This window comes from Olivibacter sp. SA151, from assembly GCF_054130995.1.
On sequence record NZ_CP096391.1, the window covers coordinates 3,092,359 to 3,106,493 of the forward strand.

Genomic DNA, 14,135 nt, shown 5'->3' on the forward strand with positions numbered 1-14,135 from the left:
AGCTATTTCGGTAACTAGGACCCTGTTTTGATCAAAAAACTTTTACTTTTGCACGGAGCTTGAGCTATTGACTATTTTGTGTTATGAATCATTCTTCCCTTAAGAGCTTGTCCCAAAAGCCTTCTTTTATTATTGCAAATTATGTACTGCTGACTTTCTATGGATATTTTTCGATCGGACTAACACTGGCCGTATTACCGATATTTATCCATCAACAACTAGGTTTCAATACCGTGATAGCTGGAGCGGTTATCAGTATACAATATATAATGACTTTTCTTATGCGTGCATACGCAGGCCATATTGTCGACAACCGTGGGCCGAAACCTGCTGTAATTGCTAGCATGATTTGTTTCCTACTTACCGGCATTCTATTAATAACATCTTTTACCTTAGCGGATAAACCGCTCTTAAGTCTATCTATTCTTATCATATCCAGATTAGTAACCGGATGTGGAGAGGGCATGGTAGGAGCTAGCCCCGTTAACTGGGCCATGCTTCGAACCGGAGAGAAGCATACAGCAACGGCTATTTCTTATAATGGCATCGCCAACTACAGCTCGATGGCTATTGGGGCTCCTTTGGGAGTCTGGATGGCCGGTTATGTTGGCAATTGGAGCTTAGGCGCCTTAACCATAGCGACCGCAATAATAGGCCTCCTTACAGCTGTTAGAAAACCTGCACTTAAAGGTGATCAGGATACTCCCCGAAAACCATTTTTGAAGGTGCTACGTACAGTTAGCCCATATGGAAGTGGATTGGCCTTAGCCGGAATGGGATTTGGTACGCTATCTACGTTCATCACACTCTATTATGCCTTTAATAGATGGAATCAAGCGGCTATCTGTATCACGGCATTCAGTTTATTCTTTGTTTTAGGTCGATTGTTATTTGCAAAAAGTATAAATCGTTTTGGAGGGCTTCGGGTCGCTATTGTAAGTATGGCTGTAGAGAGTATGGGCTTGCTAATTCTTTGGTTAGCTACGAATCCTCATATTGCTGTGTTAGGAGCATCATTTACCGGTTTAGGGTTCTCGCTGATCTTTCCTGCTCTAGGAGTAGAGGCGGTAAGTCGTGCCTCTGCATCCAACAAAGGATCAGCTTTAGGAGCTTATGGCTTATTCATCGACATTTCATTAGGTGTGACCGGCCCTTTAATAGGCTTAGTAGCTAAAGGACTGGGGATGAACTATATTTTTCCTTTCAGTATGGCTATGGTATTAATTGGCTTGGTAACTTGTGTGATACTGAAAGAAAACACTGGTCGGGAAATAGATACCGCGATGGACTTAACGACGGACAACCCTTAAATATTCATTTTCCAAGGTAAGCTTTAGGCTGCCTAAGTTGTAACATTCGATGGTAATATTACTCCAAAGAAAAATTTAATGCGTCAATCACATGAACAAAATAGCGGTAATCGTTAAAGTATTTTTTTTCAGTTGTTTTTTGTTTTTTCATCCTATAAAACAATCACTCGCACAACACTATCAATATGCTGTTAATCTTAATCAGACGAAGGAGGATAAAGTCGAGGTTTCTCTCATTCCACCGAAATCACAAGATAAAGAAGTCATATTTTCTTTTCCAAAGATTATTCCAGGCACCTACGCAATAAGTGATTATGGCAAATTTATCTCAAATGTAGCGGCATTTGACAGAAGGGGTAAAAAACTTCGCGTTGCACGACTTAATGACAATCAGTGGAAAATATCAAAAGCTAGACGTTTGCATACAATAAAATACACCGTAAATGACATTTTTGATGCTGATACACCACATGATATTTATCCAATGGCTGCTACAAACATTGAAGAAGGGAGAAACGTCATAATCAATGCTCCGGGCTTTTTTGGATATTTAGAACATCATACGAAGATTCCCGTTCAAATAACCATTGATAAGCCCAATAACTTCTTTGCATCGTCAAGTAGCCTGCCCATATCATCAAATATTCAGCAAGATGTGTTTAAAATGGAAAACATTGACGATCTTTATGATACACCCATTATGTATGGAATTGCTGATACTGCATCATTGAAAGTAGGCAATTGCGACGTATTAGTTTCAGTTTATTCTCCCAATAAACAAATTCATGCAAAAGAGATTATATCCTGGCTTGGCGATTTACTTAGGGCGGCAAAAGGCTATTTAGGAGGTAAGCTTCCAGCTGACCGTTACGCGTTTCTGTATTATTTTAAAGACCCAAAGATAAAACACTCATTTAAACCTGGACTTGCAGGGGCTTTGGAACATACCACATCATCATTTTACTACCTTCCGGAGTTGCCGGCCAATCAATTAAAAAAAATTGTGACAGACGTGTCGTCACACGAATTTTTTCATATAATAACCCCTTTAACTATAGCATCGAAGGAAGTCAAAGAGTTTAATTACAGCCATGTTGCCCTATCTAAGCATTTATGGCTATACGAAGGCACTACTGAATATACAGCTCATCACGTGCAGGTTAAGTATGGCCTTAACTCTGAGCAGGAGTTTTTAGATAAATTATCGGAAAAAATTGTTGATTCTCGAAAAAATTACAATGATAAGTTGCCATTCACAGAACTAAGTAAACACGCGGCAAGCACTTATGCCAATCAATATGGTAACGTCTATCAAAAGGGAGCATTGATTGCCGCTTGTCTAGACATCTATCTTTTACATCTATCAGACGGCGGATACGGTTTGAAAAACCTAACTCATGACCTTGGAATACGTTTTGGAAAAAATAGCTATTTTAATGATGACCAATTATTTGATGAAATAGAGAAATTAAGTTATCCTGAAATTAAACAATTTCTCATCCGATATGTTCAGGGAACGGAACCCATTCCATACGATTATTACTTTGGGTTAGCCGGTATACAATATACTTCTGATTATACAAGGCTTTTAATTCCTAATGAGCAGGCAGATACAAACGCACGTTATATACGGAAGATATGGCTGACTCCTCAGGTAAACTAGCATAAGGAGAATAAATCTATCATAGATAGGATTAATGGACACCGGAAAAAAGACAAGTCTCCTAACTTTACTTAAGCCATATAGGCTTTTGCTCTTATTATTGATGCTTCTCGCTTTGATAAGTAACGGTTTAAACCTATGGATTCCCAAAATAATAGGTGAAGGTATTGACGCTTATAACAATCAAAGTTTTTCTTACTACCAAACATTTATACGTTTCGGCTTGGTGGTTTTCATTGTTTTCATCTTCTCTTATTTGCAGATTATCATACAAACCTTTACCTCAGAACGTGTCGCAAGAGATTTACGAAGGCAAATAACAGAAAAAATTGCCGCGCAGGATTTTTCTTATATTAAGGCTGCTAATCCATCAAAATTGCTGACAAACCTTACCGCCGACGTTGATTCAATTAAGTTGTTCATTGCCCAGGCGGTTGTCTCCATCGCCTCGTCAATTTTTATTATAATAGGCGTTAGCATTTTATTGTTTACCATAAAGTGGGAATTGGCACTGGCGGTTATCGCCATTATACCGATTATCGGCGGAACATTCTTTTGGATACTCCGAAAAGTACGGGTACTTTTTATCCAAAGTAGGAGTGTAATCGATCGATTGAACAAAACAATCAACGAAAGCATTTTGGGCGCTGCAATTATAAGAGTTGTCAATTCCCAACAACTCGAGTATGATAAATTCTTAGCTAGTAATCAGCAAGCGAAGCATTATGGACTTTCTATTTTAAAGCTTTTTGCAAGTCTAATTCCGGTTATCGTATTTACCGCCAATATGGCAGGTTTGATTATTTTGTTACTAGGAGGGCATTTTGTTATCACCACAAGTATGAGTCTTGGTGATTTTGCTGCCTTTAATAGTTATTTAGCGCTTCTTATTTTTCCAATTTTAGTAATTGGATTCATGAGTAACGTGATTGCACAGGCTACGGCTTCTTATGATCGGATACGAACGGTTTTGGAGGCGCCTACGAATAAGAAAAACGGCAATCTAAAAGAAGGCGTAAATGGAGAGATTTGTTTCCAATCTGTCTACCTAAATATTGAGCAGAAACCGATACTAAAAGATATTTCATTTTGCTTAAAGCCGGGATCAAAAACAGCTATTATTGGCCCCACTGCCGCAGGAAAGACGCAACTGCTTTATTTGTTAATGGGGCTCTCAAAGCAAGATGCAGGAACGATCACATTCAACGGGCATTCAATAGAAGAATACGAAGAAACGTATTTTCATGATGAAGTAGGTTTTGTTTTTCAAGACAGTATTCTGTTTAATATGAGTATTCGCGAAAACATCGCCTTCAACAAGACCGTAACTAATGAGTACTTGCAAATGGCCGTTAAAACTGCTGAGCTGAATGAATTCGTAAATAGTCTGCCGAATAAGCTGGACACCATGCTATCAGAGAGAGGTTCGGATCTGTCAGGTGGGCAGAAACAGCGCATCATGTTAGCAAGAGCATTATCGCTCCATCCTCAGATATTACTTTTAGACGATTTTACAGCACGTGTAGATAGTTTAACGGAGAAAAATATATTGAGAAATATCAACGAAAACTATCCAAATTTAACGTTGATCTCCGTCACACAGAAAGTCACAACCGCCGAGCATTATGATCAAATTATACTGTTAATGGAAGGTGAAATTATCGCCATCGGAAAACACCAAGAATTAATGCGCTCAAGTCCCGAGTATGTACAGATTTTTACCTCACAGCAAAGTACGAGCGATTATGAACTATAACTTACATGATGAAAGTGGATCCGGTAAGCGGGAATCGTCCATGGCCGCTTTGAAAGGCATTTTTGGTCTGGTTATGCATGAGCGAGGGAAACTGATATTGGCTTTTTTGGCTATGTTAATCAATTCCTTTCTGAATCTACTGAGTCCATTTTTTATTGGGTATACGATTGATCATTATGTGGTAACAAAACAATACCCTGGAGTACTACTGTTTTCGGGTATTTTGCTGATTATGTACCTCATACTGCTCTTAACCAGTTACCTTCAAACAAAACTTATGGGCGGTGTTGGGCAGCGATTACTATTCACGCTACGTAATGCTGTGTTCAACAAGTTGCTACAATTACCGATAGCCTTCTTTAATCAGAATAAAGCAGGCGATCTAATCTCCCGCATTAACAACGATACCGATAAACTTAATCAGTTTTTCTCTCAGGCCCTCACGCAGTTTATCAGTAGCATGGTCATTATGTTTGGTGCCGGCGTCTTTCTGCTGATTATTAATATTCAGTTGGGCTTAGCCGCTTTAGCACCAGCATTATTCATTCTCATTTTTACCAAAGTTGTATCTCCCTGGGTAAAAAAACGGAATGCGGAAAGCCTGAGAGCAGCAGGGGATATGAGTGCGGAAATACAGGAAAGTTTAGGGAACTTTAAAGTTATCATTGCCTTTAACCGTCGTGACTACTATAAAAAAAGGTTTCAAGAAGTCAATCAACAAAACTATCGCACCGCCTTCCGAGCGGGTTTAGCTAACAACATCTTCTTGCCTATTTATAGTTTTTTTTCTAGCATAGCACAGCTAATTGTCTTAACATACGGAATCTATCTGATTAGCGTGAACGAATTAACGATTGGACTATTAGTAAGCTATCTCGCTTATGTAGTTAATTTTTACAATCCATTGCGACAACTGGCCTCTTTGTGGTCAAGTTTTCAGGTTGCCATGGCTGGTTGGGACCGAATAGCTCGGATATTATCGTTGGAAACCAATTTAAACGTAATACCAAGCACTGGCACTAATTCGAAAGACTGTTTATTGGAGTTTAACAATGTCTACTTCTCTTACCCAAATGGCAAGGAAATTTTGCATGATATCAATTTTAAACTATTACGTGGAAAGACGTATGCACTAGTAGGACCAACGGGAGGTGGGAAAACGACTACAGCATCCCTAATGGCACGTTTATATGACCCCACAGAGGGACACGTTTTTCTCGATGGTCAGGACATTAGAGCATACAGTTCTTCAGAGCGGTCAAAAAAAATTGGCTTTATTCTGCAAGAGCCGTTTTTGTTTACCGGCACGGTAGGCGAAAATATTCTTTATGGAAATGAACTGTATGCGACTTATGACAGCACAGCGTTACATGAATTGATCAAGGATCGGGGATTAGAAGACTTAATTGCTGTTTTTGAGAGCGGCTTGGATACGCCTATTACATTCCAGGAAGATGGTATCAGCTTGGGGCAAAAACAGGTGATCGCATTCATTCGTGCGGTACTCAGAAATCCTGACATTCTTATACTAGATGAAGCGACAGCCAATATTGATACGATTACAGAACGATTGCTCGAGAAAATCCTGAGAAAACTACCGGCGCATACTACTTTAGTTATTATAGCACATCGATTAAATACGATTGAAAATGCAGATGAAATTTTCTTCGTTAACTTAGGAAAAGTCACCCCTGCAGGTTCATTTGCAGAGGCTGTAAATCGCTTGTTGAACGATAAAAAAAATAGCTAGATCGGGCCGAATCCAACTATCTGCTTCATTTTTCATTAATTGTCGAATTGTGCTTAAGAATTTTTAGATCGGCAATATGATCGGTTAATCGGGACGAGACATAAATATCAAAAACAAACATCAGCGCACCACATAAAATCAATGCAATAGCAACCCCCTGTTTTTCGGATTCCGGTTTGGCGCGTAGTAATAAAAATAAGGCCAATAGAACAACACACATTTCAATAACTACCCTCGTTCTACTCTCTTTGCGGAAAACTTCTGCCTTCCTTATCTCCATATCGTAACGGATGATCTCTTTTGTTTCTTGACTAACTTTCTTTAACGCATCTTTGTAAAATCCTATTCCGATACCGGCAAACAGAAATGAAAAAAGTACGATTATAAGTATAAAACCAAATGAAAACGGCGTTTTTTTTACCGTAAGAAAAAAAACGCTAAGCACTAAAACTATCAAGTTTAATAAAAGAAGCTTAGTTCCTGTATCGAGTACCGTTTTGTAATAATCTACAATTGCTTCCATAGCTTTCGTTTCGTTCGACTTCTTACAATAATAATCAACAACTTTTTTATATCCAGTGAAAATCATTTTTTGAAGAGCATGTCTGACAATGGACTGACTAAAGCAGTAAAGATAATTTTTTTAATCTGACTATTTTATTTGAAAAGTCAAATAGTTAAATTGCAATGTTTTTTATCAGGTTACCGATTATGGAAAAAGAATTGTCCTTATTTCACCAGTCCTCGACTGCAGTTCTTGATGAGTTAGATTCATTCAAGTTTCGTTTCTCTGTACATGAAATGCAAGATTTACATGAAGCTGTTATGTTGAACAGTCCCATAAGAAGTGAATTTTTCTATATTTTCGTCGTCAAAGCAGGCGAAATTTACTTTAAGCTGAATCGAAAGGAATATCACGCAACAGCAGGTGAGTTATGTGTTATTCCTCCATCCGCTTTGATTGAGGTGTCTGCCATTCTGCCAAAGAGTGAAGCCATTGGTATTGCATTCTGTCCCGATTTTTTCTTAAGTCTGGGTCTTCATTACAGCCATCCTCAGATTCTCGAAATTTTCGCACCTGAGCCATCTCCCATCATAGCGGTAGGAGCAGACGAATTGACAACATTAGACTGGCTACTAAAACGGTTGAAGCAAATTAATTATCCAAAATCCGATCATTTGTTCCAAGAAGAGGTCTTAACCAATACGTTTTCACAATTTATATATGAACTGGCTCAAGCCTACCATCGGAATCAGGTTGGAACACAGATAAAGCTTCGTCGCAAAGAGAATCTGGTGCTTCTTTTTTTTAAAGAAGTATCAAAATATTACAAAAAGGAGAGGGGAGTTCAGTTTTATGCAAACTTATTATTTATCACACGTAAATATTTAAGCAAAACAGTTAAACAGGTTACCGGAAAAACACCTGGTTTTTTTATTGACGAGGCCGTAATAAAAGAAGCAAAAATGCTACTGGCTGATCCTAAGTTAAGTATTAGTGAAATTGCTCAATCATTGAATTTTGCCGATCAATCCACTTTCGGAAAATTCTTTAAAAAACAGGTAGGATTGGCACCGACCTCATTCAGAATATAGTTAATTTAGGCGTCTTTTAGACTAAAAATAGCGTCAAAAGAGCCTTTATAGTCTGTTCAAACTGTAAGATATTTGAGTAAACTTTAAAGGAGAATAGAGATATGATTTACAATAAAAACATTCGGGAGAGAATTATCGATACAGCTGTTGAACGTTTTAATCACTACGGCGTTGCCAAGACAACAATGGCTGAAATTATACAAACCGTTGGTATCTCGAGCGCAACAATGACGCTTTATTTCTCAAACAAAATCGAGCTAATTGCCGAAATTGTAAAACATACTTTGCAAGAGGAACGCGAACAGATTAATCGGCTTATCCCCAAGGGTATGCGCGTTTTACCTTCAATTTATAAGCTCCTGGAAATAAGAGAAAGAACGAGGGGTAAGTATAACCACACACAACTGATTTATGGTTATGATGGGGTGTACTCGGGTTTACCCGAATCTGTTTTGACAATGATTAAATCCGCAGACGTAAAGCAGCTTACCCTCATTTTAAGGAGGGGGCTTAGAAGCGGTGAGCTCAAAGATTTTCCATTACAATCCATTGCGACACTATATGCTGAACTATTGTACGGACTAAATTTAGGCGCTAACGCACGAGTTTGCAGGATGACATTGAGCGACTGTTACAGTCCGGAAGAAATCGTAGAAAAGCAAAAGGAAATCAGTAAAATTTTCATTAATGGATTACGTCAACCAGTAAACAACTTTTCTTTGACTTAATTTAAAGTTCTTTATGCAATATTTAGAGAATATGCTTTTTTTGCCTACTTTCGCAGCCTTGCAGAAACAATGGTTGTTTCTGTTTAAATATTAAGCAAAAATGCAAAAATTCAATGAATTAAAGGAATTGATTGCTGCAGCAGAACAAGATGCGGTAGCTTTCTATGAAAAGGGAAACAAGGCTGCGGGTACTAGATTACGTGGAGCATTACAGCAAACAAAAACCTTAGCGCAAGATATTCGTAACGAAGTTACCGCTAAGAAAAACGAAAGCAAATAAGTATTTTATTCAGCTCTAGGCCCGATCACTTGCAGTGATTGGGCTTCTATATACGTCCGATCTTCTTGTTGACTCCTTATTTAGTTCATTTATTAAAAGACGCGTTCAAACTCCGCCTTACGCGCGTCACAAGTCGGACAATTATAATCTACTAACAAATCAAATGAGGTTCCCGGACTAATCGAATTTATCGAGTCACCATATAAGGGATCATATCGGGTAAAGCAGTGCTTACATTGATAAATTTGCGCAGGAGCATCGTTCTTTTTACTATTTACTTCCTTTTTTGGAGTAACAGAAAGCCGTAATGTACTATGCATCTCATAATAGACATTACACAATCGGATCAGAAGTTCACCTAATTCTTTTATATCACAGGCACTTCCATAATCAACAAATTCTTTGGAATTCGGGTTGAAGTTAGATGTATGCATTACATGATATAACGTTTCTTCCGAAATTTCTTTTTGTATGATAATGGAACCAAAAAGTCCTGTCTGCTTACTGATTTTAATAGCAAAGCAAAGTTTCGACGTCCGGAGATCAGCCTCTTCAAATGCCTTTACCAGCAACCACTTTAGCTCTTTTGCCTCGTCTGAACGATCTTCCAGTTGCCAATTTAACTCATTGGAGGCATGCCGTACATTGATACGATATTTGTTTAACAACACACTCCATCGAATCCTGTAGGATGGAAGGATATTCTTTATTAAAATTGTTTTCCAAGGTGTTGTATATAACTGGCCTATTCTACAATCCATGCACAAGGTACAGATCTCGATTAAAAAGTCTACAAAAAAAATTTCCCACCTTCTGTATATGCCTAACCAAAGCTTATGTTCACCATAATAATTGATCCCCTCATAAAAAGGAAGATGAAAATCGGTGTGCGTCATGGGAAGATCATAGTGCTGCGTATGAAAATCCGCCATTCTGTTTAGCATTTGCACAAGCTGATCCCCATCTGCATTTGGCGTATTATAAAAAAGATGATCGTTATCCATGATAATAAGCTCCAATAGACGACTTATCTCTGCGATATCAGCTGAATAAATAAGAGAAGGCCAAGGATAGATTTTATTTGTTTTCGGAAAACGAACGTGTAAATACCAGTGGTTGCTAATATCCGAAGAAATGAAGTTAAAATTCCCGGTAAAAAAAGGAATCAGGTTTTGATGGCGATCAACGATATTAATTTTCAATCTAGGATGATAATTGAACGAATCCAAGATGTCCTTGTAAACACCTTCCCTCAACCATCCGATAGGAGCAAAGACTTCCTCTGTAACGTACGAACTGACGATGTTTGGATAATCATCTCCATTTACCTCCATGATGGAGTTGGGGATATTGAGCCGGAGATGATGCAAATGTTCAGTAGCAGCGCTAAAAAGTAATTGTTGGCGATTACCGAAACTAACGGTCTCGATTCCGAGTTCTTGGAGAACTTTAAGAACACGCAATAAATTGCCGGCAGAAATGATTCCTCCCGGCAAGTTTATTTTGACGATATATTGTTCCTTTGCTTTCATTTGTTTTATATTATTGCGTGCATTTCAAGCACCTCAGAGAGTATCCTCTTTACCTCCGGCTTACACGATCCACAGCCTGATCCGGCACCTGAGCTAGTACATAGCGAATTCAAATCTCGGCTTCCTTCGTTGATTTTCTGTTTTAGATTGCCTTCGCCAACATTATTACAACTACAAACTAATTTACCAATTACCGGTTCTGCCGTTTTTCCGCTTCGTAATAACTTCAGTCTTTGTTCACCCAGTTCTAATTTCTTTTCTATTAAATCTTTGTACTCCAAAAATTCCGATTTGTCACCTATCAGTATAGTACCGACCAAGCGGTCTTGGTAGATAACACATTTTTTATAATAGCGCTGGGCCCGATCTGTAAAAGTCACTTCCTCATAGCCTGGCTGCCCGCTCGGCGCGGTTGGCAGGCCAATACTGCATAGATGAAAGCCGTGAATTTTGATGATGTTCATAAATAAACTACCCTGGTAGATACGCGCAACATCGCCATTTAGATAATCGGCTACGACGCTCGCCTGCTGCTCGGCAGCGGCTGTGATACCGTATAGCGTATCCTCGTATTCTGCAATCTCTCCAATGGCGAATATAGCGGGATCATTCGTTTCCATGCGCCCATTTACGGTTATTCCACGTTTATAGGTCAAGCCGCAATCTTTTGCTAATTCAATATTAGGTGTGGTACCTATTGCGAATATAAGGGCGTCGCAATCAATCTTCCGTCCGCTTTTTAAGCCCACACCCGTTAAATACTTGCTCCCGTAGTATAGTTGAATTTCATCTTCATAATAAATGTCGCAGCCTTGATCGACCATTTCTTCATGTAATAACTGGCTCCCCAGTGTATCAAGTTGTCTATTTAGGAAACGGGACACACGTTGAACAATCGTGACGCTTAGGTGTATACTTCGCAACGATGCTGCCATTTCCAGCCCTAACAGTCCACCTCCTACAATAACGACATGTCCATTTGGTGGTAAATAGCTTTTGAATTCATCTGCATCGGAGCGGCTACGCATCGTAAATATTCCTTGCAAAAGCGGAACCCCCTTGGGGAGCGTTGGTCTACTTCCAGTTGCTAAAATAAGTATATCATAGCGTGTTTTTACACCTCTCGAATCTGTTACCTTTTTTGATTCACGATCTATCCCCGTGACGGTTATCCCTTTAAGAAGTGTTATTCTGTAATCTTTCTCTTCCTCTTCGCTCATCTTCAACAACTGCTCCCAGTTTTGTTCACCGCTAATGTAATCCGGTAACATAACCCTATTATAGAATGAGGTGTTTTCCTTGCTGAACACGATAATTTCGTCGATCTGATTTTTTTCACGATAAGATTTAATAAAACCAAATGCCCCGGCTCCGGCTCCAACAATCACAATGCGTTGCTTTGGTTTGAAAAATTTCTCAATACGAACGGCGCAAAATTTAAAATCCGGTTCTTTTGAAATGGGATCTAATAGATTATTCGTTAAATTGTTGGTTCGATTAAGGTCACTGTTCAATATTTTTCCCCAATGCATTGGCAAGAAAACCACACCTTTTTTTATCCCTTTATCTAGTTTACAAGGCACACTTGTTTCTCCTCTACGCGACTTTACATGAGCAATATCGTTTTCCCTTAATCCCAATTCTCGCGCATCATCAGGATGTATACTGAGGTAAGCCCGAGCTATGTGCTGGTTTAATTTGTTTACTTTTCCGGTTTTGCTTCTTGTATGCCATTGGTCGCGTATTCTTCCTGTCGTGAGAATAAAGGGATAATCGTCGTCGGGCTTTTCACTTCCTAATGAGGTTGATGCAGCATAAATTTTTGCTCGTTTATTATTGGTATAGAACTTAAGGTCTGTGAAAAGGCGGGGTGTTGACTTTTGTTCTGTGTATGGCCACTGGATACTTCTATTGCTCCTTAAGATATCATAAGTCAATTCGCTGATATCGATATTCGTTCCTTTTGTTAATTGGGCATGTTCTAGATAAACAGCTTCAGCATCAGGGAAATCAAATCCTTTGAACTGCATTTTTTTTGCAAATCGGCAAAATATCTCTTGGTCAGATAAGGCTTCACCTGGAGGCCTATTTACCTTGGGAAGGTAAGTAATGCGACGCTCGGAGTTAGTCATTGTTCCTTCCTTTTCGCTCCAAGCGGCAGCAGGTAAAATCACATCTGCATACGCAAGTGTTTCCGATTTACTACTTATTTCCTGTACTACTACAAATTTCGCATTTTTGAGAGCTTGCTCTGCTTTCCGCACATCCGGCAAGCTGATTAGCGGGTTCGTGCAACTAATCCAAATAGCCTTCAATGTACCTTCATTGAGCGCATCGAACATTTGAGTAGCGGTAAGCCCGGGCTTTGAATCAATTGTTTTTCCTCCCCAAAAGACCTGCAAATCTTCTCTGTGTTGTGGATTATTTAGATCCCTGTGTGCCGGAAGTAAATTAGCTAAACCACCTACTTCCCGTCCACCCATAGCATTCGGTTGGCCGGTAAGCGATAAAGGACCGGAGCCAGGTTTCCCGATTGTACCTGTCAGTAGGTGTAAGTTCAGTAAACTGACGTTTTTATCGACCCCCACGACGCTTTGATTCAAGCCCATTGTCCACATACTTAAAAATGCATTGGCAGATCCAATGTACTCAGCGGCCCTATAGATATAGTCTTCACTGATACCACATATATCCGATGCCTCACTGACGGAAATTGTCAAAACTAGGTCCCTTAATTCTTCAAAACCGTCAGTATGCGACTCAATAAAGTTCCAATCCACTTTGCCCGCCTCGATGAGGAGTTTTGCAATGACATGGAATAGTGTAACATCTGTACCCGGTTGTATCTGCAAATGCAGATCGGCTATAGCGCAACTATCAGTAACACGCGGATCTATGACAATAATTTTAACAGCTGGATTGTTGGCTTTGTGTTTCTCAACTCTACGCCAAATGATGGGATGACACCATGCGGGATTCGCCCCTGCAACCAAAATGCAATCACTTAACTCGATATCATCATAACACACCGGTACACTGTCTTCACCTAAAGTCATTTTATAAGCCGCAACTGCGCTACTCATGCATAGTCTCGAGTTAGTGTCAATGTTATTGGTTCCAATAAAGCCTTTCACTAATTTATTCAGCACATAATATTCTTCGGTTAGAAATTGGCCGGACGCATAAAAGGCAACACTGTTTGGACCATACTTTTTTATGAACGTTTTAAATACTGCGGCCGTGCGTTCAAGTGCAGTGTCCCAATCTACACGCTGTAAAGGCATATCTTTGTGGTACCGCATTTGAGGAAATAGTAAGCGATCACTTTGATCATTCACGGTATGATGAAGATTCATACCTTTGCTACAAAGTAAACCTTTATTTGAAGGATGGCTCTCGTCGCCTCTTACACGAATAGTTCCATCCGATTGTTTTTCAATGACAACACCACATCCCACCCCACAATAGCAGCAGGTGCTTTTTAATTCTTTTGAACTGTTCTTAGCATCTTTCATGTAAG

10 protein-coding genes are annotated in these 14,135 nt (G+C 39.3%); 7 read left to right on the top strand and 3 right to left on the bottom strand.

Annotated elements, in window-relative coordinates:
* Positions 1-83: 83 nt before the first annotated feature.
* The 4 genes from M1D52_RS12745 to M1D52_RS12760 all read left to right on the top strand — a co-directional run bounded on the left by M1D52_RS12745 (position 84) and on the right by M1D52_RS12760 (position 6,479).
* Complete coding sequence (locus tag M1D52_RS12745; protein WP_165446959.1) at positions 84-1,310, top strand: MFS transporter; 1,227 nt, start codon at positions 84-86, stop codon at positions 1,308-1,310.
* Between the two features lie 91 nt (positions 1,311-1,401).
* Positions 1,402-2,973: a M61 family metallopeptidase gene (locus M1D52_RS12750; RefSeq protein ID WP_013667015.1), complete on the top strand. Its 1,572-nt coding sequence runs from the start codon at positions 1,402-1,404 to the stop codon at positions 2,971-2,973.
* A 34-nt stretch (positions 2,974-3,007) separates the two neighbouring features.
* Positions 3,008-4,729 carry an ABC transporter ATP-binding protein gene (locus M1D52_RS12755; RefSeq protein WP_437392736.1) on the top strand — a complete coding sequence of 574 codons (1,722 nt, stop codon included), beginning with the start codon at positions 3,008-3,010 and terminating at the stop codon, positions 4,727-4,729.
* On the top strand, positions 4,719-6,479 hold the full coding sequence (locus M1D52_RS12760) for an ABC transporter ATP-binding protein (protein ID WP_437392737.1): 1,761 nt from the start codon (positions 4,719-4,721) through the stop codon (positions 6,477-6,479). The genes M1D52_RS12755 and M1D52_RS12760 overlap by 11 nt, the downstream gene beginning before the upstream one ends.
* A 25-nt stretch (positions 6,480-6,504) precedes the next feature.
* Here the strand turns inward: M1D52_RS12760 and M1D52_RS12765 are convergent, their stop codons facing one another.
* Entirely contained in the window at positions 6,505-7,002 is a 498-nt protein-coding gene (locus M1D52_RS12765) for a hypothetical protein (RefSeq protein ID WP_457941568.1), read from the bottom strand.
* Positions 7,003-7,190: 188 nt separating this feature from the next.
* Between M1D52_RS12765 and M1D52_RS12770 the strand changes: the two genes are divergently transcribed.
* The 3 genes from M1D52_RS12770 to M1D52_RS12780 all read left to right on the top strand — a co-directional run bounded on the left by M1D52_RS12770 (position 7,191) and on the right by M1D52_RS12780 (position 9,083).
* On the top strand, positions 7,191-8,075 hold the full coding sequence (locus tag M1D52_RS12770; protein ID WP_157622261.1) for a helix-turn-helix domain-containing protein: 885 nt from the start codon (positions 7,191-7,193) through the stop codon (positions 8,073-8,075).
* Between the two features lie 101 nt (positions 8,076-8,176).
* A complete protein-coding gene (locus M1D52_RS12775; RefSeq protein ID WP_013667010.1) occupies positions 8,177-8,803 on the top strand; it encodes a TetR/AcrR family transcriptional regulator in 627 nt (208 codons plus the stop codon).
* A gap of 100 nt (positions 8,804-8,903) precedes the next feature.
* Positions 8,904-9,083, top strand: a complete 180-nt coding sequence (locus M1D52_RS12780) for a hypothetical protein (RefSeq protein ID WP_013667009.1) — start codon at positions 8,904-8,906, stop codon at positions 9,081-9,083.
* A gap of 92 nt (positions 9,084-9,175) precedes the next feature.
* Here the strand turns inward: M1D52_RS12780 and M1D52_RS12785 are convergent, their stop codons facing one another.
* A complete protein-coding gene (locus tag M1D52_RS12785; RefSeq protein ID WP_437392739.1) occupies positions 9,176-10,615 on the bottom strand; it encodes a rubredoxin in 1,440 nt (479 codons plus the stop codon).
* A gap of 5 nt (positions 10,616-10,620) precedes the next feature.
* Positions 10,621-14,130, bottom strand: a complete 3,510-nt coding sequence (locus M1D52_RS12790) for a molybdopterin-dependent oxidoreductase (RefSeq protein ID WP_437392740.1) — start codon at positions 14,128-14,130, stop codon at positions 10,621-10,623.
* Positions 14,131-14,135: the final 5 nt, after the last annotated feature.

Excerpts from the sequence above, each read along its gene's own strand:
- M1D52_RS12745 (WP_165446959.1), top strand. The coding sequence starts at position 84 with ATGAATCATTCTTCCCTTAAGAGCTTGTCCCAAAAGCCTTCTTTTATT.
- M1D52_RS12750 (WP_013667015.1), top strand. The coding sequence starts at position 1,402 with ATGAACAAAATAGCGGTAATCGTTAAAGTATTTTTTTTCAGTTGTTTT.
- M1D52_RS12755 (WP_437392736.1), top strand. The coding sequence starts at position 3,008 with ATGGACACCGGAAAAAAGACAAGTCTCCTAACTTTACTTAAGCCATAT.
- M1D52_RS12760 (WP_437392737.1), top strand. The coding sequence starts at position 4,719 with ATGAACTATAACTTACATGATGAAAGTGGATCCGGTAAGCGGGAATCG.
- M1D52_RS12765 (WP_457941568.1), bottom strand. The coding sequence starts at position 7,002 with ATGGAAGCAATTGTAGATTATTACAAAACGGTACTCGATACAGGAACT.
- M1D52_RS12770 (WP_157622261.1), top strand. The coding sequence starts at position 7,191 with ATGGAAAAAGAATTGTCCTTATTTCACCAGTCCTCGACTGCAGTTCTT.
- M1D52_RS12775 (WP_013667010.1), top strand. The coding sequence starts at position 8,177 with ATGATTTACAATAAAAACATTCGGGAGAGAATTATCGATACAGCTGTT.
- M1D52_RS12780 (WP_013667009.1), top strand. The coding sequence starts at position 8,904 with ATGCAAAAATTCAATGAATTAAAGGAATTGATTGCTGCAGCAGAACAA.
- M1D52_RS12785 (WP_437392739.1), bottom strand. The coding sequence starts at position 10,615 with ATGAAAGCAAAGGAACAATATATCGTCAAAATAAACTTGCCGGGAGGA.
- M1D52_RS12790 (WP_437392740.1), bottom strand. The coding sequence starts at position 14,130 with ATGAAAGATGCTAAGAACAGTTCAAAAGAATTAAAAAGCACCTGCTGC.